Here is a 15,882-nt window from a genome sequence, read left to right as displayed (position 1 = left end):
TGAGCGCCTCGCAAGCCTGTACGAATGTCCCGAAATGTCGGCACGCGGCCATGGCTGCTTCAGGACAGGCGCGCGCTTTGAACAATGCGATGGAAATCGTCGATACTGCGTTCGAAATAATGGAGCCGCGGGGCATCGAACCCGATCATGTAAAGCCGGCCTGCGACGATCGCGGCACGCGCCTCTCCCTTGCGGGTGAGCTGATCCTGGTCGACATATTCATATGTGAACATGACACCATCCTGCCCCAGAAAGCGCGTCGGCTGCACATCGGTAACGCGGAAATCGGCGATCTGCTTGGCGGTGCGATAGGTTGCCTCGAACAGTTCGGGCAGTTCCACGAGCAGGGTTCCGGCACCGAATTTGGGCAAGGGCTCGCGTTTCTTGCTGCGTTCGCGCACGAGCGGCTTGCCCGGCTCGATCCCGGCGAAAAAGGTGAGATCGTTGAGCTGCCCGCCATCGAGCGTCCAGGTCTCCGTATGCTTGCCGACATTGCCGTCGAGCCGGTTCCAGTCGCGCCCTGGTGTGACGGTGAGCGGCGAATCGGCGATGCTGACCGCCACCCCCTGCTCGCGCAGCTTGTGCGCCATGGCGGTGGACGGCAGCAATGCGATGATCAGCGTCGCGGCAAATGCAGCGATAAGACGGGACATCATGGCGCGGGCACCTCTTCGGGGATCATCATGCCGATCAGCTTCGCATCCGCTGCATCGGGCTTGAGTTCGAGATAACGGCGGAGCGCCTGCTGCCCTGCGGCCGCCTGACCGGTCTTGAGCAGTGCCAGGCCGAGGCCGCGATGCGCCTCGGGATGGGCGGGATCGAGCGTGATCGCCTCGCCATAGAATTGTGCGGCATGGACGAGATCGCGCGGCGCGCCGCGCAAGCGATAGAGCTCGCCGCGCGCATGCCAGAGCGGCGCGGTCCAGCCGCTTTCGGCCAGTGACTGGATGATATATTCGCTTGCGCCGAAATCGTTGAGCTTGATCTGATCGTCCAGCAGCTGCGGCAGCCAGGGCGCGAGCGCCTCCCGGTAGCGCGCCGCGCCATCGTCGCGCGTCGCAGCATCCGGCCGGGCGAGGAGGGCGAGCGTCGTGGCGCGTTCGACCTGTGGCGGATGGGTTGCGTAGAATGGCACCCGGTCAAGACGCGGCTTCTTCAACCCCTTGGAAAGAGCGTCCGCCTGATATTCCTCGATCAATCGCTCCCACACTTGCGCAGCGGCCTGGGGTCGCAGATTGCTGTTGTTCAAATAGGCAATGCCTAGCCGATCAGCCTCGCGTTCATGATCGCGATTGAAGCTGTACAAGCTGCTGATGAGCGTGATTTCGAGATTGCGATAGGCCCTGACCACGTCATAGCTGGGAGCAAGACTACCGAGAACGCCAGCCCAGGCCAGAATGTCGGTGCTCGAACGGGCTGCACGGAACCTTTCTAGCGTATGGCGCGCCTCGAAATGACCAAACTCATGCCCCAGCACTGCTCCTAGCTCGGCTTCGCTATGGACTCGAAGCAATAGTCCGGTAAACACTTGCATCGTGCCATTCGGTGCCATGTTTGCATTGAAAATAGGCACTCTCAGAATGTAGGGGCGGACTGCTCCGCACCGATCTTCGCCCACGGTTGCACACAGTATGCTTCGAACATAACCGACGAGCGCCGGATCTTGGATGACCATATCCGATTGAGCAAGCCGACGTTCTTCCTCGTCCATCTTTTGCCAGAAGCCCTGTTCATCCACGCCCTGCGGTTGATAGGCCCCGGCATAAGGCGGCGGAAGCGGAGGTTCGGCTTGAGCGGAAACGCCCGCAGCAAGGGCCAGCACGCCGATCGCCAACCGCATCCGCGCGATCATGGTCTGGCCTGCGCGGTTGCGGCTGGCGCTGCGGCCTCTTTCGCAATCGTACTGCCCGGAAAATCCTCGAGCAGCTGGCGCACGCGCTTCATCGCGCCCTCGGCCTCGCGCACATCGCCGCCCATCTGGAAATCGGCGTTCAACCACAGCAGGTCACCGGTCCTGAGGTCGACCAGCCCGGCATAGCCCGCGTGCACGCCCGAGGTGAAGCCGACCCCCGCCACCAGTCCGACGATCTGCAGCATCTTCCGCCCGGTCGATCCATATTGATCGTCCGTATAGAGGAACAACGCATAATCGGCCTGGTCTGCGCCGGGCAGCTTCGCCACACCGGGCCCGAGCGACCAGTCGAACTGGCCCGCCTTGTTGTCACGCTTCTTGGTGGGCAGTCGATTGCCGACGAAGAACTGATATTCGATGACGGCCCGCGATACCGCGGCAAACAATGCCTGATGCTCCGCGACCAGCCGGGCATCCTCGCCATAGGCTTCGGGCGCAGCGACAACCGTATTGCCCAATTGCCGCTGCAGCTCGACCAGCGCCGCATCGATATGGCGGCGCGCCTGATCGGTCCATTCGGCGCGCGGCTCGGCCATGCCCCCGGTCGATTGCTCGGCCACGCGCACCGAGGGGCGCAGCACCAGGATGGTCTTGCCGCTTTGCGGTGGAAGGGCAAAGCCCTGACGCACCGCCGATCGCTCCTGCGCCAGTACCGGAGCCGAAACCGCCGCCCCCCATAACAGAAGCGAAGCCAAAAGGCCGAATATCGCACGCATCCCCTACCCTCGTTCCAGCATGGGAGCATAGAATAACTTGTGTCCGTTATTCTATGGGAAAGCGTGCGATTGCTTCATTATGGATATGATTGTCGGCATCGTCCGGAAATGCTTAGCGGGCCCCGAACAGGGCGGAACCGACCCGGACATGCGTCGCGCCAATTCTCACGGCGGTCTCGTAATCGCCCGACATGCCCATGCTGAGCTGATCGAGGCCATGGTCGCGCGCCAACTTGGCGAGCAGCGCGAAATAGGGCGAAGGCTCCAGATCGGCGGGCGGTACCGCCATCAGCCCGATGACGGGCAGATCGAGCGCGCGCACATCGGCGAGAAACTGCGGCAGCTCGGCGATCGCGCAGCCGCCCTTCTGCTCTTCCTCGCCGATATTGACCTGGACGAAGCACGGCACACGCCTGCCCGCCTTGTCCATCGCCGATGCCAGCGCCTTGGCCAGCGACGGGCGGTCGAGCGAGTGGATGCAGTCGAACAGCGCCACCGCTTCGTCCGCCTTGTTCGATTGCAGCTGGCCGACCATGTGCAGTTGCAGATCGGGGTAGCGCTCGCGCAACGCCGGGAATTTGAGCGCGGCCTCCTGCACCCTATTCTCGCCGAACGCCATCTGCCCCTCGCCGATCAGCGACTCGATGGCGTCGACCGGCTTGGTCTTGGAAATGGCGATCAGCGTGGTCGAACCGGCGGGGCGACCGGCGATCTTCTCCGACCGGGCAATCGCGTCGCGCACGATGGAAAGGGCGGTGGTGGGGGCGTCGCTTTGTATATCCATGGGGCGCGGCTATAAGCCCGGACATGCGCCGCCGCCAGCCCGGAAACACCTTGCCCATGCTGTGGCTGATCAGCGACGCGCGCAACGATGCGGTGCTGGAACGCGCAATTCGGCGGTTGCCCTTGAGCGTGGGCTTTGTGTTCCGGCATTATCATCTTGCGCCGCTGGAAAGGCGCGCGCGCTTCGACCGGCTGGCGAAACTGGTGCGCGCTCGCGGCGGACTGGCGGTGCTGGCGGGCGATCTGCGCACTGCGAAACGCTGGCGAGCAGACGGCTGCTATGGCGCACCTGGCAGCGGCGCGGATGCGCGGCTAATCCGGTTGCTCACCGCGCACGACATGCGCGAACTCGCCCGCGCCAATCGCGTGACAGGCGAGGCGCACACATTGATCTCCCCCATCTTCACGACCCGCACACATCCCGGTGGCGCATCGCTCGGCATCCCGCGATTTGCCGGACTCGCGCGGCTATCCCGCCTGCCAGTGATCGCGCTGGGCGGGATGACGCGGGCGCGGTTCCGAAGGGTTGCACGGATTGCAGAAGGCTGGGCGGCGATCGACGGGTTGTCGGGCTGAGCTATCGCGTCAGCCGAAGGAACGCCGCGCCATCTCGATCAGGGCCTTGAACGCGGCCGAGGCATTGCGGCGGTTTGGATAATAGAGACAAAGCCGTTCCAGCGGCGGTGTCCATGGTTCGAGCAGGCGAACCACCCGACCCGCCTCCAGATCCTCGCAGATATCGGATTCCATGAAATAGCCGATTCCGACATTTTCGAGCACGGCGATGCGCGCGAGACTTGCCTCGTCGAGCGTGATTGGCCCCTCGACATCGATCTGTAACGGCTGGTCGTCATTCTCGAACTGCCATCGGTGCAGCGCGCCGTTTGGCAGCCGGACGCGCAGACAGCGATGCCGCAACAAATCCGGCGGTGTTGCCGGCACGCCATGCGCCTCGAGATAGGCGGGGGATGCGACCACCGCGAAACGGCGTGGCGACCCGACGGGGATGGCGATCATGTCGCTGGGCACCAGATGCGCGCTGCGCAGCCCAAGATCAAACCCTTCGGCGACGATGTCGACGATGCGCCCCTCGGTGACGAGATCGATATGCACCTCGGGATAGCGCTGGAGGAATGGTAGCAGGAGCGGTGCCAGAATTTCGCGCGCAGCGGTCGGGAAAGCGTTGATCCGGATCGTGCCAGAGGGCGAATGCTGCTGGGCGCTCGCCGCCAGCATCGCATCGTGCAGCGTGGCAACGGCGGGTGCTACCTTATCGACGAAGCTGCGACCGGCATCGGTGAGCGAGACACTGCGCGTGGTGCGGTTGAACAGGCGGACGCCGAGCCGCCGTTCGAGCGCGCCGATCAGGTTGCTGAGGCTGGTGGTCGAGAGACCGAGCTCGATCGCCGCGGCGCGGAACGATCCCCGCCGCACAATGGCCAGCACGGCGTCGAACTCGATCAAGCCCTGTCTCGACATTATCCCTCCTTTCGCAACACTACATACCTCTCTATCCCGCTTATTAGCAATTATTGGCCTCTCTATAATCGCTCCAACCCCATCAAGGAGCAGAGCCATGCCGATCGATCTTCCCCGCCCCATTGCCGATTATGTCGCTGCCAACGCGCGACTCGATATCGATGCGATGCTCAAACCTTTCACGCCCGACGCGATCGTGGTCGACAATGGCAAGCGGTATCAAGGCACAGCGCAGATCCGCACACTTTTCGAGCGGGAGGTCATCCCGGTCGCGGCGATCTTCACGCCAGACATGGTTCGGACAGAAGGCGATCGGGTGATTGTCGAAGGGCCTGTGCATGGCAGCTTCAACGGTAGCCCTATTGGCTTCACCTATGACTTCGCGCTGACCGGCGATGCCATCGCGGCGTTGGAGATCACACTGTGACGTTGCGGGTCGATCCAAACGAGTTTGCGGGCAAGCGCATCGTCGTCAGCGGCGGCTCGAAGGGATTGGGGCGTGCGACCGTCGAGCGCTTCGTGGCAGGCGGCGCACGGGTCGTGACTGCAGCCCGGTCCAGCGTGGAACCGAGCGAAGGCGTCTTGTCGGTTCAGGCCGATCTGACCACCCCACAAGGCATTACGGCGCTAGCTCAGGCCGCGCTCGATCATCTCGGCGGCGTCGACATCGTCGCGCATGTGCTCGGCGGGTCCTCCTCACCGGGCGGCGGCTTTGCCGCGCTGTCGGACGAGCATTGGCTGGCCGAGCTGAACCTCAACCTGATCGCGGCGGTGCGTCTGGACCGGCTGCTGGTCCCGCAAATGACCGCGCGCGGTTTGGGTGCGGTGGTGCATGTGACATCGATCCAGTCGGTCATGCCGCTGCCCGAATCGACCACCGCCTATGCCGCCGCCAAGGCCGGCTTGAGGACCTATAGCAAGGCGCTGTCCAAGGAGATCGGGCCGCAGGGTGTGCGCGTGAACAGCGTCTCGCCCGGCTGGATCATGACCGAAGCATCCTCGGAGTTTCTCGAGCGGCTGCAGGCGGCCGAAGGCGGAACGATCGAGCAGGTGCGGCAGCGCGTGATCGACGGGCTGGGCGGCATTCCGATCGGGCGGGGGGCCGAGCCGCACGAGGTGGCCGATCTCATCGCCTATCTCGCCTCGGATCGCGCGGCGGCCATCCACGGGGCGGAGTTCGTCATCGATGGAGGGACGATCCGGACGGTGTGAGGTGAGCGGCGCCGTATCACCCTCTCCCAGCTTCGCCTAGCTCGCTTCGCTCACAAGGCTTCGCAACCCTCTCCCATCCAGGGAGAGGGCAGTCAGTGCTGATACATCGCGAAATCAGAAGCGGAACTCGGTCCCGACATAGACAGCCTGGCTGTCATACTGCTCGTTGGTGAGCCCGGTCAGGCGGTCGCGTTCACTGCGCAGGCGGATGCCGGCGGTGACGTCGAGATTGCGGGTGACCTTGTAGGCGCCGCCGACGTCGAGCGAATAGCTGCCCTGGTCGTTGAACGGACGCACCGCGCGGGTGGTCGGGGCCTGGACATCGTCCATCTCGATCCGCGGGCTGAACCGGCTCTTGCGCTGCGATGCACCGCGGCCGAGCTCGCCGATATCGGGCAGTGCATCATCCGACTGGCGGATGCTGGTGGGCAGTGCGAATTTGGTAAAGCCCTTGGCCACGCCCAGGCTGTAGGCGGTCGGCGTGATCTGGACGACACCGTCGCCCTTGCCGCCGTCGCTCGCCAGATCAGGCCGCATGTTGATCGCCTTGGCCGAGTCGGGGCGGATGCGCACCGCGATGGTCAGCGCGCGCGGACCGTCGGTCGCGGCAGACGCTGCAGGCGTGAAGCGGAACATCTTGTCACCGCGCAGTGCCGAGAATTTGAGCTTGTCCGCCAGACGCGGATCGACCGAGGCAGGCGTGAACGAACCGATGCCGCCGCGCGCATCGATCGAGACGGGTCGCGAGTCGAAACCGGAGGAAAAAGCGAGCGCAATCGACGGCACCAATGCCGCAGACCCGAGCAAAAGCCCTGAAATTGCCAGCTTTTTTGTAACTCCCGCTTTCATCGTCTTATTCCGACCCCGCCGCATCCCTGTAAAACGCGTTAACACAAAAACGCGTCCATGGGGGATCAAAGCACCTTCCCGTAAAAATAATCTCAAACCGTTGCAAACAATCCACAATCGGTTGCGGCTCTTTCTGCCCCGTCCTGCGGGGTACCAGAGCTCTGCCAGACGGCAGAATATCGGGCGAATTCTTGCTGCGCGCTGAACATGCACCGGCATGCGCAAGTGCTTGCCGAAGCAGCCCAAGCCACTATAGAAGGCCGCTGTTTCAAGCTGCGAAGATATAAGGAAGCCGCCATGCCCGTACCCCGTTTTGCCCGTGCCGCCCTTTGCGCCGCTGGCACGCTGGCGCTGCTTTCTGCCTGCGGTGGCGGGGAAAAGCGCGCCGAGGCGGATATCGCCGCCAGCCAGGTGACCACCATCGGCGTCAACAGCTATCTGTGGCGCGCCTCATTGGATGCGCTGTCGTTCATGCCGCTGCTCCAGGCGGACAGCGCCGGCGGCGTGATCGTGACCGACTGGTATGCCAATCCGCAGAGCCCGTCCGAGCGGATGAAGGTGACGGTGTCGATCCTCGACCAGGATCTGCGCGCCGATGCGCTGCGCGTCGCCGCCAGCCGCCAGGTCAACCAGAACGGCCAGTGGGTCGATGCGCCCGTCCGCGCTGCCACGGTGCAGAAGCTGGAAGAGGTCATCCTCACCAAGGCCCGCGACCTGCGCCAGTCCGCCATTCGCGAATAACACCCTGTCTTTCAGAGGGATACAATGAACGAGAAGACGCGGTTCAATCCGCTGGCCGCCGATGCCCGCTGGCAATCGGTGTGGGACGAGCGCCAGTCCTTCAAGGCAGACAGCAACAGCCCGAAGAAAAAGGCCTATGTGCTGGAGATGTTCCCCTATCCGTCGGGGCGCATTCATATCGGCCATGTGCGCAACTACACGATGGGCGACGTCATCGCGCGCTATCGCCGGATGCAGGGCTTCGAGGTGCTGCACCCGATGGGCTGGGATGCGTTCGGCATGCCCGCCGAGAATGCCGCGATGGAAAAGGGCGTGCACCCCGGCGGCTGGACCCGCGACAATATCGCCGCGATGCGCAAGCAGTTGAAGCGGCTGGGCTTCGCGCTCGACTGGAGCCGCGAACTGGCGACCTGCGAGCCCGAATATTACGGCCACGAACAGGCGCTGTTCCTTGACCTGTACGCAGCAGGCCTGGTCTATCGCAAGGAAAGCGCGGTCAACTGGGATCCCGTAGACCAGACCGTGCTCGCCAACGAGCAGGTGATCGACGGCAAGGGCTGGCGCTCGGGCGCGCAGGTCGAGCGGCGCAAGCTGAGCCAGTGGTTCCTCAAGATCACCGACTTTGCCGACGAGCTGCTCGAAGGGCTGGATACACTCGAGGACTGGCCCGAAAAGGTCCGCTCGATGCAGGCCAACTGGATCGGCAAGAGCCAAGGGCTGACATTCAGCTTCACGCTTTCCGGCGGTGCCGGGACCATCCCCGTCTATTCGACCCGGCCCGACACGATCTTCGGGGCGAGCTTCGTCGCGATTGCGGCTGACCATCCGCTGGCGGTCGAACTCGCCGCGAGCAATGCCGACGCCGCCGCGTTCATCGAGCGCTGCAAGGCGGGCGGCACCACCGCGGCCGAGCTGGAAACGGCGGAAAAGCTGGGCTTCGATACCGGGCTGAAAGCCATTCACCCGTTCGATCCGACATGGGAGCTGCCGGTCTTCATCGCCAATTTCGTGCTGATGGACTATGGCACCGGCGCGGTGATGGGTGTGCCCGGGCATGACCAGCGCGATCTCGATTTCGCGCGCAAATACATGCTGCCGGTGACCCGTGTGGTCGCAGCCGAGGGCGACGAGAACGCCCCGATCCATGACGAGGCCTATACCGGGCCGGGCAGGATCATCAATTCGAGCTTCCTCGACGGCATGGCGGCGGAAGAGGCCAAGGCCGCGGTGATCGCGCGCGCCGAGGCCGAAGGCTGGGGCCAGGGCACCACCGTCTGGCGGCTGCGCGACTGGGGCGTCTCGCGCCAGCGTTATTGGGGCACGCCGATCCCGTTCATCCATTGCGACGATTGCGGCGTCGTCCCCGTGCCGAAGGACCAGCTGCCGGTCACCCTGCCCGAGGATGTCAGCTTCGACATTCCCGGCAATCCGCTGGTCCGCCATCCGGCATGGAAGCATGTCGATTGCCCGAAATGCGGCAAGGCTGCGGTGCGCGAGACCGACACGCTCGACACCTTTGTCGATTCGAGCTGGTATTTCCTGCGCTTTGCCAGCCAGCCGGATGACAAGCCGTTCGACGCTGCCGAGATCGCCAAATGGCTGCCGGTCGGCCAGTATATCGGCGGAGTCGAACATGCGATCCTGCACCTGCTCTACGCCCGCTTCTGGACCCGCGCGCTGGCACGGATCGGCAAGCTGGAGGTGACCGAGCCCTTTGCGAGCCTGTTCACGCAAGGCATGGTGACGCATGAGACTTACTTCAGGAAGTGGACTCCCCCGGAGCAAGACACAACTCACACAATCTGGTTCTCGCCATCAGAGATCGAGAAGGAGAATGGAAAGGCCTTCCGAATCAATAAAAATGGCGAAAAGGTCGAAGTGGAAATCGGCCGCGTCGAGAAGATGTCCAAGTCCAAGAAGAACGTGGTCGATCCCGACGAGATCGTGAACCGCTATGGCGCGGACGCGGTGCGCTGGTTCATGCTGTCCGACAGCCCGCCCGAGCGCGACCTGCCGTGGAGCGAAGCAGGGATCGAGGGCTGCTGGCGCTTCGTCCAGCGTCTGTGGCGCGTGTTCAACTCGGTCGAGGCCGCCGAGGGCCAGGACAAGGCATTAGACCGCAAGCTGCACCAGTCGATCGACCTGATCGCCAAGGATATCGAGGCGCTCGCCTTCAACAAGGCGGTGGCGCGGCTGTACGAGCTGACCAACGCGATCGAGAAGGCCGCGCCCAGCGCCAGCCGCAACGTCGCGATCCGCGCGCTGGCCAGGCTGGTCGCACCGATGGTGCCGCATCTTGCCGAAGAAGCGTGGGAAGTGCTCGAAGGCCATGGCCTCATCGCCGATGCGAGCTGGCCCGAGGTCGATCCGGCGCTGCTGGTCGAGGACGAGGTCACCATCGCGGTGCAGATCAAGGGCAAGCTGCGCGACACGCTCACCGTCGCCAAGGGCCTGCCCAGCGAAGAGCTCGAACGGCTTGCACTGGCATCCGACAAGGTGCAGCGTAGCCTGGACGGCGCGGCGATCCGCAAGGTGATTGTGGTGCCCGACCGGCTGGTCAATCTGGTGGTGTGATGAATGCACGTGCCAACTTGCGTCACCCTGAACTTGTTTCAGGGTCTATTTCTCCCCATGCGGCTTCGGCTGCTGGGGCACGATGGATGCTGAAACATGTTCAGCATGACGAAATTGGCGAGATAACTGCCTCCCACCTTACCGGAGCGAACTGATGCGCGCCCTCCTCCCCCTCGCCCTGCTCGCCACGCTGTCCGCGTGCGGGATGAAGCCGCTCTATTCGAACGGCACGCAAGGCGCGGTTTCGACCACGCTGGGCGACGTCGCGGTCGCGCCGATCCAGGGACGCGCAGGCTGGCTGGTCAAGAATGCGCTCGACGACAAGCTCGATGCGCTGAGGAATGGCAACCAGAAATACAAGCTTCAGGTCGTGCTCGACGACAAGATCACCGGTTTCGGTCTGCTCGCCAACGATCAGGTAACGCGCGAGCGCAGGACGCTGCGCGCGCGCTATCAACTGGTCGATATCGCCAGCGGCGAGACGGTGCTCGATGCGACCGCCGCCTCGGACGCGGGTATCGATATCGTCAGCAGCGAATATGCGACGATCGCGGCGGAAAATCGCGCGCTGGAAAACCTGTCGCTCGAGATTGCCGACCAGATCGTGACGCGCCTGTCGCTGTTCGCGCGCGAGGTTTCGGCCGCGCGATGAAGGGCGATGTCGGCGCGATCCAGGCGCTCGCCCGCAAGCCGCGCCCCGATATCCGGCTCTATCTGATCTTCGGTACCGATGACGGCGGCAATGCCGCGCTGATGGCGGACATCATCGCGAGCTTCCCCAAGGGCACCGAACGCACCGATATCGACGGGCATCAGCTCGCCAAGGACCCCTCGCTGCTCGCTGCCGAGGCCGCCTCGCTCTCGCTGTTCGGCGATGCGCGCTATATTCGCGTCCATACCAGCGGCGAGGAAAGCCTGCCCGCGGTCGAGGCGCTGCTCGCGGCGGACAAGGCGGTGAACCCCGTCGTCATGCTGGCGAGCAGCGTGACCGACAAGTCGCGGATCGCCAAGGCCGTGCTTGCCGCGCCCAATGCGATGGCGGTGCAGACGAAAATCCCGGGGCCGGACGACATGGCCCGGATCGTCACCGAGCTGGGGCGCGGGGCAGGTCTCACCATCGATGCCGAGCTGGCGCATGTCATCGCGGGTTTCACCGCTGCCGATCGCAGGCTGGCAGCGCAGGAGATCGAGAAGCTCTCGCTCTATCTGGATGCCTCGCCCGACAATCCTAGGCCCGTGACCCGCGAGGCCATCGCCGCGCTGCGCGCCGATGCCGAGGATGACGCGATGCAGCCGATCATCAACGCGGCGCTCTCCGGCGACCTCAAGCGCCTGCCGGAGGAACTCAAGCGAATGCGCGAGCAGGCAGTGTCCGAGGTCGGGCTGGTCATCGTGATGCAGCGTCAGGTGATGCAGCTTGCCGGGCACGCACAGCGCATGGGCCAACCGCGCGATGTTTCGGCTTGGGTGCGGCAGGAAATGCAGAGCCGCAGGTTGTGGGGCGGCGGCAGCGCGAACGACTGGACGCGCCAGCTGCGCGCCTGGGGCCGTCCGCAAGCAGTCGCGCGGCTGTCCGAGCGGCTGCTGGTGCTGCAACAGGCGATGATGAAGGCAAGCCCCGGCCCTGCGCTGCTGCTGGAGCAGGAACTGCTCGAAATCGCCCGGGTCGCTGCGCGGGCATCTTGATCTTTGGGCCGACTGGTCCATGTTACTGTCTCCCCAGGAGAGACAGATGAGCGACACGAAGATCAGCGACGCCGAGTGGCGCGCGAAACTCAGCCCCGAACAATATCATGTGCTGCGCGAAGGCGGCACCGAGCGGGCGTTTACCGGAAAGTATAACGACCACAAGGGCACCGGCATGTACCGCTGCGCCGGATGCGGTGCGCCGCTGTTCGAATCCGACACCAAGTACAATAGCGGCTCGGGCTGGCCGAGCTTCACCGCGCCGGTCGAGCAGGAAGCCGTCAGCGAGATCGTCGACACCAGCCACGGCATGGTCCGTACCGAAGTGCGCTGCGCGCGCTGCGACGGGCATCTGGGGCATGTCTTCCCCGATGGTCCGGGACCCGAAGGCCTGCGCTACTGCATGAACAGCGCCTCACTGGATTTCGAGCCGAAAGAGGATTGAAACTCCTCGTCATTCCCGCGAACGCGGGAATCCCGCTTCTGCTCGACGGCTTTGACAAAAGCGGAACCCCCGCTTTCGCGGGTGTGACGATGAAAAGCGTTGCTAGCCTCGCGCGCTAGCCTCTCCGCCGCCGCAGCACGATATACAAAGCCCCATCACCGCCATGCCGGGGGTGCGCATTGCGGACCGCCGCGATATCGCCCGCATGGCGCGACGAGGCGAGCCAGTCCGAGACCGCCGCACGGATCGCGCCGCGCCCGGTTTCGGGGGCGCGTGCCTTGCCGGTGATCAGCAGCATCAACCGCATATCCGCCGCGATGGCCTGGCCGAGCGCCAGGTCGAGCCGCGCATAGGCGCTGGCGAGCGTGTGGCCGTGCAGATCGATCGTGACATCGGGCTGCACCCCACCCTTGGCCATGCGCCGATCCCAATGGCCGTCGAGATTGCCTTTCACCGTAGGGACGGGTGCCGGCGTGAAGGTCCAGCCGGGGTTGGGTTTGCTGGTACTTGAGCTCAACCAATCCTCCCCCTTGATGGGGGAGGTGCGAGACTTGGCCACTTGTAGCCTAGTCGCAGCGGTGGGGGTGATCGTGCCGCCAGTGTCGGACCTGGAGGCACGCTCACCCCCACCCAACCCTCCCCCATCAAGGGGGAGGGCTTTAGATGTGGTGGGAGCGAACCTGTCCTTGAAAGGCTCGACGGTCGCGATCACCCGCTTCCACAGGGCCGCTTCCGCATCGGTCAGCGGCCTTCGGCTCATCGTCAGCGCGCCTGGGCAGCGAGCCGGTCGTAGCTCCCGCGCGGCAGCAGGATCAGCGCCAGCCCGCGCGCGGACATGCCGCCCGCGATCGTCCGCGCCTGGTCGCCCGCGCCCCAGAAGGTGTCGAACCGGTTCGCCCCCTTGATCGCGCCGCCGGTATCCTGCGCGATCCACAGCCCATTGGGCTCGGCGCGGTCCATCGAGAGGAAAACCGGCGCGCCCAGCGGAATGAACTTGGGATCGGCAGCGACCGAGCTGCCCGCCTCGACCTGATAGCCCAGCGCGCCCAGTGGTCCCGGCCCGGTCAGTTCGCGGAAGAAGACGAAGCTCTTGTTCTCGCGCATGATGCTGCGGCCCTGTTCGGGATTGGCGCGCAGCCACGCGACGATGCCCTGCATGCTCGCCTGACCCGGCGCAAGCAGGCCACGGTCGCGCATCAGCGCGCCGATTCCGGTATAATCGCGCCCATTTTGCGACGCATAACCGATGCGTACCACCGATCCATCGGGTGCGCGAAGCCGTCCCGAACCCTGGACCTGCAGGAAGAAGAACTCGATCTCGTCCGCCGCCCAGGCGATGATCGGCGCGCGGCCGTTCAGCGATCCCTGCTCGATCTGCGTCCGGTCGTCATAGGGCACGAAATCGCTGCCCTTGACCTTGCCGCGGATCTTCTTGCCCGCCCATTCGGGGGAGAATTGCGACAGGTCGACATCGACCAGATCGGACGGGCGGCCATAGACCGGCACCTCGAACCCCGGTTGGCGGGTGCGGGTGCCGGCGATTTCGGGCTCGAAATAGCCGGTGGCAAAGGCTGCACCCTCGCCCACCTGGACCGCCTCGAATGCTTCGGCAAAGAAGCGTGCGGGGTCCTTGTCGCCCCATACAACGGCGGCATCGCAAGGCACGCGCCAGTCCTCGGGCCGGGTGAGGCCGCTCGCATCCTGGCGCTTGGTGACCGAGGGGCAGGTCAGCCGGAAAGCGGCCAGCGCTGCGCGTGCATCTTCGGGGGCGATCGGCAGGCTCGCAATATCGGGCCCGCGGCGCAGCGTCTGCCCCGCAGCCTGCGCGATATCTGCGCTCGCGATCACGCCCGCCCCGGTCATTGCAGGCAAGGGCGTGGCGCGCGGGATCACATAATTGGAAACAGCACCCCCAGCAGGCGGTGTCACGGGCCGCGAAGGCGCTGGCGTGACCGTTTCATAGGGCAGCCGCGAGGGCGAAGGCGTGGAGGCTGTGTCGCCCGAGGGAACCACGCCCGCACATCCCGCCAGCGCCAGCGGCAACAGGGCAAGCGCCAGCCTGTGCATCGCAGCCCCCTGCCCCGACACGATCAGGCCTGATCGGTTTCGACCAGAATCCAGTTGGGATCGTTGCTGCGCAGGTCGCGCTGGAAGGTCCAGACATCGTGCGTCTCGACCGCATCGGTCAGCGATCCAGCGACCAGCTCGCCATCGGGTCCGCGCACGACCGCCGCAATGTCGGAATCGTAGCGAACTGTGATGCGCGCCATCGGCGCGTCATATTCGGCATCGACGATGCGGGTCTCGTCGATCCGCACCAGCCGGTTTTCCAGCGTCTCGCCGCGCGCCGTCCGCTGCTCGATCGATTCGGCGAAGCTTTCGTACACCTCATCGTCGCACAGGCTGCGAAGCTGCTCGCGATCGCCCGACCAGAAGGCTTCGAGGATCATGCCATAAGCGGCCTTGGCGCCTTCACGGAAACGGCCGACATCGAAGCTGCGATCGGACGCGAGAATTTGGCGGATGCCCGGCTCGGCAGCGATATCGAACACGGTCGAAGTTCCGGGCGTCAGGCCAGCGGGCTTATCGTCGAGCTGCGGCCTCTCGATCGCGGCGGGACGTTTGGTGACAGGCGTGTCCATCCCGCGGGTCAGCGGTTCCTGCTCGTGCCCGGTGCGTTTGCCCAGCACCGAATAGAGCCGGAGCCCCAGAAATGCTGCAACCATGGCCAGGATGATGATTTCTACCGTCACAAGACTTCCCGTTTGCCCACCCGTGTGGAACGTGATGCTGCCAGCGCAGCAGGTTGAAAGCACAACATAGGACATGTCGGCCAATATGCAAATCGCTTTGGCCCGATATCCGTTGCGCCGGACCTGCACTTTCGCGACGCTTGCGCATGCAGCACAGCCCGATTAGAGCGCGGCACAGGACGCGCGGGGCGCGCAACTGCATCGAAAGGGATTATTCATGGCCGAAGACGGCACCGTAAACACGCAAGAGTCGGCGCTGAATGGCGCAGCGGGACCGCAGGCTGGCCTGATCTCGCAATATGTGAAGGACCTTTCGGTCGAGAACCCGAACGCCCCCGACAGCTATCAGTGGCCGGGTCAGTTGAGCTTCGACGTGCAGTTCCGCGCCGAATCGCGCCAACTCAATGAAGAGGTGCATGAAATGCTGTGCACCTACACGATCGCAGCCAAGGCCGAACAGGGCACCGCCTATCTGGTCGAACTCGCCTATGGCGCTCTGGTCGGCCTGCGCGGCATGGACGAGGAGCAGACCCGCCGCTTCCTGTTCGCCGATACGCCCCGCATGGTCTTCCCGAACATCCGCCTGATCCTGGGCAATGTCATCCGCGATGCGGGCTATCCGCCGCTGGTGCTCGAGCCGATCGATTTCGTCGGACTGTACGAACAGCAGAGCCAGGACCCGAATTTCGGTGCGGCAATGCCGCCTGCGGAAGGCAACGCCTGATCCTCGCT

The 15,882-nt window shown here is 64.5% G+C and carries 18 protein-coding genes; 9 read left to right on the top strand and 9 right to left on the bottom strand.

What is annotated here, in order from left to right:
• Positions 1 to 59: 59 nt before the first annotated feature.
• The 4 genes from OPU69_RS00425 to OPU69_RS00410 form a co-directional block, all read right to left on the bottom strand.
• Positions 60 to 656 (bottom strand): hypothetical protein, encoded by a 597-nt coding sequence (locus tag OPU69_RS00425; protein ID WP_498508880.1) that lies wholly within the window; start codon positions 654 to 656, stop codon positions 60 to 62.
• Positions 653 to 1,675, bottom strand: coding sequence for a M48 family metallopeptidase (locus OPU69_RS00420; RefSeq protein WP_498509310.1), 1,023 nt, complete (start codon positions 1,673 to 1,675; stop codon positions 653 to 655). Before OPU69_RS00420 ends, OPU69_RS00425 begins: the two co-directional genes overlap by 4 nt.
• Before the next feature lie 173 nt (positions 1,676 to 1,848).
• A complete protein-coding gene (locus tag OPU69_RS00415) occupies positions 1,849 to 2,628 on the bottom strand; it encodes a hypothetical protein (protein WP_060978547.1) in 780 nt (259 codons plus the stop codon).
• 112 nt (positions 2,629 to 2,740) lie between these two features.
• Positions 2,741 to 3,412: a YggS family pyridoxal phosphate-dependent enzyme gene (locus OPU69_RS00410; RefSeq protein WP_498508879.1), complete on the bottom strand. Its 672-nt coding sequence runs from the start codon at positions 3,410 to 3,412 to the stop codon at positions 2,741 to 2,743.
• Between the two features lie 23 nt (positions 3,413 to 3,435).
• Here OPU69_RS00410 and OPU69_RS00405 point away from each other — a divergent pair, with 23 nt between their 5' ends.
• Positions 3,436 to 3,987: a thiamine phosphate synthase gene (locus OPU69_RS00405; RefSeq protein WP_498508878.1), complete on the top strand. Its 552-nt coding sequence runs from the start codon at positions 3,436 to 3,438 to the stop codon at positions 3,985 to 3,987.
• Positions 3,988 to 3,996: 9 nt separating this feature from the next.
• On the opposite strand, the gene OPU69_RS00400 is transcribed toward OPU69_RS00405, so the two are convergent.
• Complete coding sequence (locus OPU69_RS00400; RefSeq protein WP_498508877.1) at positions 3,997 to 4,890, bottom strand: LysR family transcriptional regulator; 894 nt, start codon at positions 4,888 to 4,890, stop codon at positions 3,997 to 3,999.
• Between the two features lie 97 nt (positions 4,891 to 4,987).
• Between OPU69_RS00400 and OPU69_RS00395 the strand changes: the two genes are divergently transcribed.
• Together OPU69_RS00395 and OPU69_RS00390 are read left to right on the top strand one after the other, a co-directional pair.
• A complete protein-coding gene (locus OPU69_RS00395) occupies positions 4,988 to 5,317 on the top strand; it encodes a nuclear transport factor 2 family protein (protein WP_498508876.1) in 330 nt (109 codons plus the stop codon).
• Positions 5,314 to 6,102, top strand: coding sequence for an SDR family oxidoreductase (locus OPU69_RS00390; protein WP_498508875.1), 789 nt, complete (start codon positions 5,314 to 5,316; stop codon positions 6,100 to 6,102). The genes OPU69_RS00395 and OPU69_RS00390 overlap by 4 nt, the downstream gene beginning before the upstream one ends.
• A gap of 114 nt (positions 6,103 to 6,216) precedes the next feature.
• On the opposite strand, the gene OPU69_RS00385 is transcribed toward OPU69_RS00390, so the two are convergent.
• Complete coding sequence (locus tag OPU69_RS00385) at positions 6,217 to 6,891, bottom strand: hypothetical protein (RefSeq protein WP_060978541.1); 675 nt, start codon at positions 6,889 to 6,891, stop codon at positions 6,217 to 6,219.
• Positions 6,892 to 7,248: 357 nt separating this feature from the next.
• On the opposite strand from OPU69_RS00385, the gene OPU69_RS00380 reads away from it, so the two are divergent.
• From OPU69_RS00380 to msrB, 5 genes are all read left to right on the top strand, one after another.
• Complete coding sequence (locus OPU69_RS00380; RefSeq protein ID WP_060978582.1) at positions 7,249 to 7,692, top strand: DUF3576 domain-containing protein; 444 nt, start codon at positions 7,249 to 7,251, stop codon at positions 7,690 to 7,692.
• Positions 7,693 to 7,716: 24 nt separating this feature from the next.
• Positions 7,717 to 10,266, top strand: a complete 2,550-nt coding sequence (leuS, locus tag OPU69_RS00375) for a leucine--tRNA ligase (protein WP_498508874.1) — start codon at positions 7,717 to 7,719, stop codon at positions 10,264 to 10,266.
• Positions 10,267 to 10,420: 154 nt separating this feature from the next.
• The gene (gene lptE, locus OPU69_RS00370; protein WP_498508873.1) at positions 10,421 to 10,918 is read left to right on the top strand and encodes an LPS assembly lipoprotein LptE; all 498 of its coding nucleotides are present in this window, start codon (positions 10,421 to 10,423) and stop codon (positions 10,916 to 10,918) included.
• Positions 10,915 to 11,952, top strand: coding sequence for a DNA polymerase III subunit delta (gene holA / locus OPU69_RS00365; RefSeq protein ID WP_498508871.1), 1,038 nt, complete (start codon positions 10,915 to 10,917; stop codon positions 11,950 to 11,952). Before lptE ends, holA begins: the two co-directional genes overlap by 4 nt.
• Before the next feature lie 46 nt (positions 11,953 to 11,998).
• The gene (msrB, locus tag OPU69_RS00360; protein ID WP_060978537.1) at positions 11,999 to 12,397 is read left to right on the top strand and encodes a peptide-methionine (R)-S-oxide reductase MsrB; all 399 of its coding nucleotides are present in this window, start codon (positions 11,999 to 12,001) and stop codon (positions 12,395 to 12,397) included.
• Positions 12,398 to 12,512: 115 nt separating this feature from the next.
• Here the strand turns inward: msrB and OPU69_RS00355 are convergent, their stop codons facing one another.
• From OPU69_RS00355 to OPU69_RS00345, 3 genes are all read right to left on the bottom strand, one after another.
• Complete coding sequence (locus OPU69_RS00355) at positions 12,513 to 12,914, bottom strand: Smr/MutS family protein (protein ID WP_498508870.1); 402 nt, start codon at positions 12,912 to 12,914, stop codon at positions 12,513 to 12,515.
• Positions 12,915 to 13,159: 245 nt separating this feature from the next.
• Entirely contained in the window at positions 13,160 to 14,464 is a 1,305-nt protein-coding gene (mltA, locus tag OPU69_RS00350) for a murein transglycosylase A (RefSeq protein WP_498508869.1), read from the bottom strand.
• Between the two features lie 23 nt (positions 14,465 to 14,487).
• On the bottom strand, positions 14,488 to 15,150 hold the full coding sequence (locus tag OPU69_RS00345) for a Tim44/TimA family putative adaptor protein (RefSeq protein ID WP_498508868.1): 663 nt from the start codon (positions 15,148 to 15,150) through the stop codon (positions 14,488 to 14,490).
• 217 nt (positions 15,151 to 15,367) lie between these two features.
• Here OPU69_RS00345 and OPU69_RS00340 point away from each other — a divergent pair, with 217 nt between their 5' ends.
• The gene (locus tag OPU69_RS00340) at positions 15,368 to 15,874 is read left to right on the top strand and encodes a protein-export chaperone SecB (protein WP_060978534.1); all 507 of its coding nucleotides are present in this window, start codon (positions 15,368 to 15,370) and stop codon (positions 15,872 to 15,874) included.
• Positions 15,875 to 15,882: the final 8 nt, after the last annotated feature.

It is taken from the genome of Blastomonas sp. 34TW, assembly GCF_059803595.1.
This window is presented reverse-complemented; position numbering and strand designations above follow the sequence as displayed.

Excerpts from the sequence above, each read along its gene's own strand:
- mltA (WP_498508869.1), bottom strand. The coding sequence starts at position 14,464 with ATGCACAGGCTGGCGCTTGCCCTGTTGCCGCTGGCGCTGGCGGGATGT.
- OPU69_RS00405 (WP_498508878.1), top strand. The coding sequence starts at position 3,436 with ATGCGCCGCCGCCAGCCCGGAAACACCTTGCCCATGCTGTGGCTGATC.
- OPU69_RS00410 (WP_498508879.1), bottom strand. The coding sequence starts at position 3,412 with ATGGATATACAAAGCGACGCCCCCACCACCGCCCTTTCCATCGTGCGC.
- OPU69_RS00420 (WP_498509310.1), bottom strand. The coding sequence starts at position 1,675 with ATGGTCATCCAAGATCCGGCGCTCGTCGGTTATGTTCGAAGCATACTG.
- OPU69_RS00380 (WP_060978582.1), top strand. The coding sequence starts at position 7,249 with ATGCCCGTACCCCGTTTTGCCCGTGCCGCCCTTTGCGCCGCTGGCACG.
- OPU69_RS00415 (WP_060978547.1), bottom strand. The coding sequence starts at position 2,628 with ATGCGTGCGATATTCGGCCTTTTGGCTTCGCTTCTGTTATGGGGGGCG.
- OPU69_RS00395 (WP_498508876.1), top strand. The coding sequence starts at position 4,988 with ATGCCGATCGATCTTCCCCGCCCCATTGCCGATTATGTCGCTGCCAAC.
- msrB (WP_060978537.1), top strand. The coding sequence starts at position 11,999 with ATGAGCGACACGAAGATCAGCGACGCCGAGTGGCGCGCGAAACTCAGC.
- OPU69_RS00340 (WP_060978534.1), top strand. The coding sequence starts at position 15,368 with ATGGCCGAAGACGGCACCGTAAACACGCAAGAGTCGGCGCTGAATGGC.
- OPU69_RS00425 (WP_498508880.1), bottom strand. The coding sequence starts at position 656 with ATGATGTCCCGTCTTATCGCTGCATTTGCCGCGACGCTGATCATCGCA.
- holA (WP_498508871.1), top strand. The coding sequence starts at position 10,915 with ATGAAGGGCGATGTCGGCGCGATCCAGGCGCTCGCCCGCAAGCCGCGC.
- leuS (WP_498508874.1), top strand. The coding sequence starts at position 7,717 with ATGAACGAGAAGACGCGGTTCAATCCGCTGGCCGCCGATGCCCGCTGG.
- OPU69_RS00400 (WP_498508877.1), bottom strand. The coding sequence starts at position 4,890 with ATGTCGAGACAGGGCTTGATCGAGTTCGACGCCGTGCTGGCCATTGTG.
- lptE (WP_498508873.1), top strand. The coding sequence starts at position 10,421 with ATGCGCGCCCTCCTCCCCCTCGCCCTGCTCGCCACGCTGTCCGCGTGC.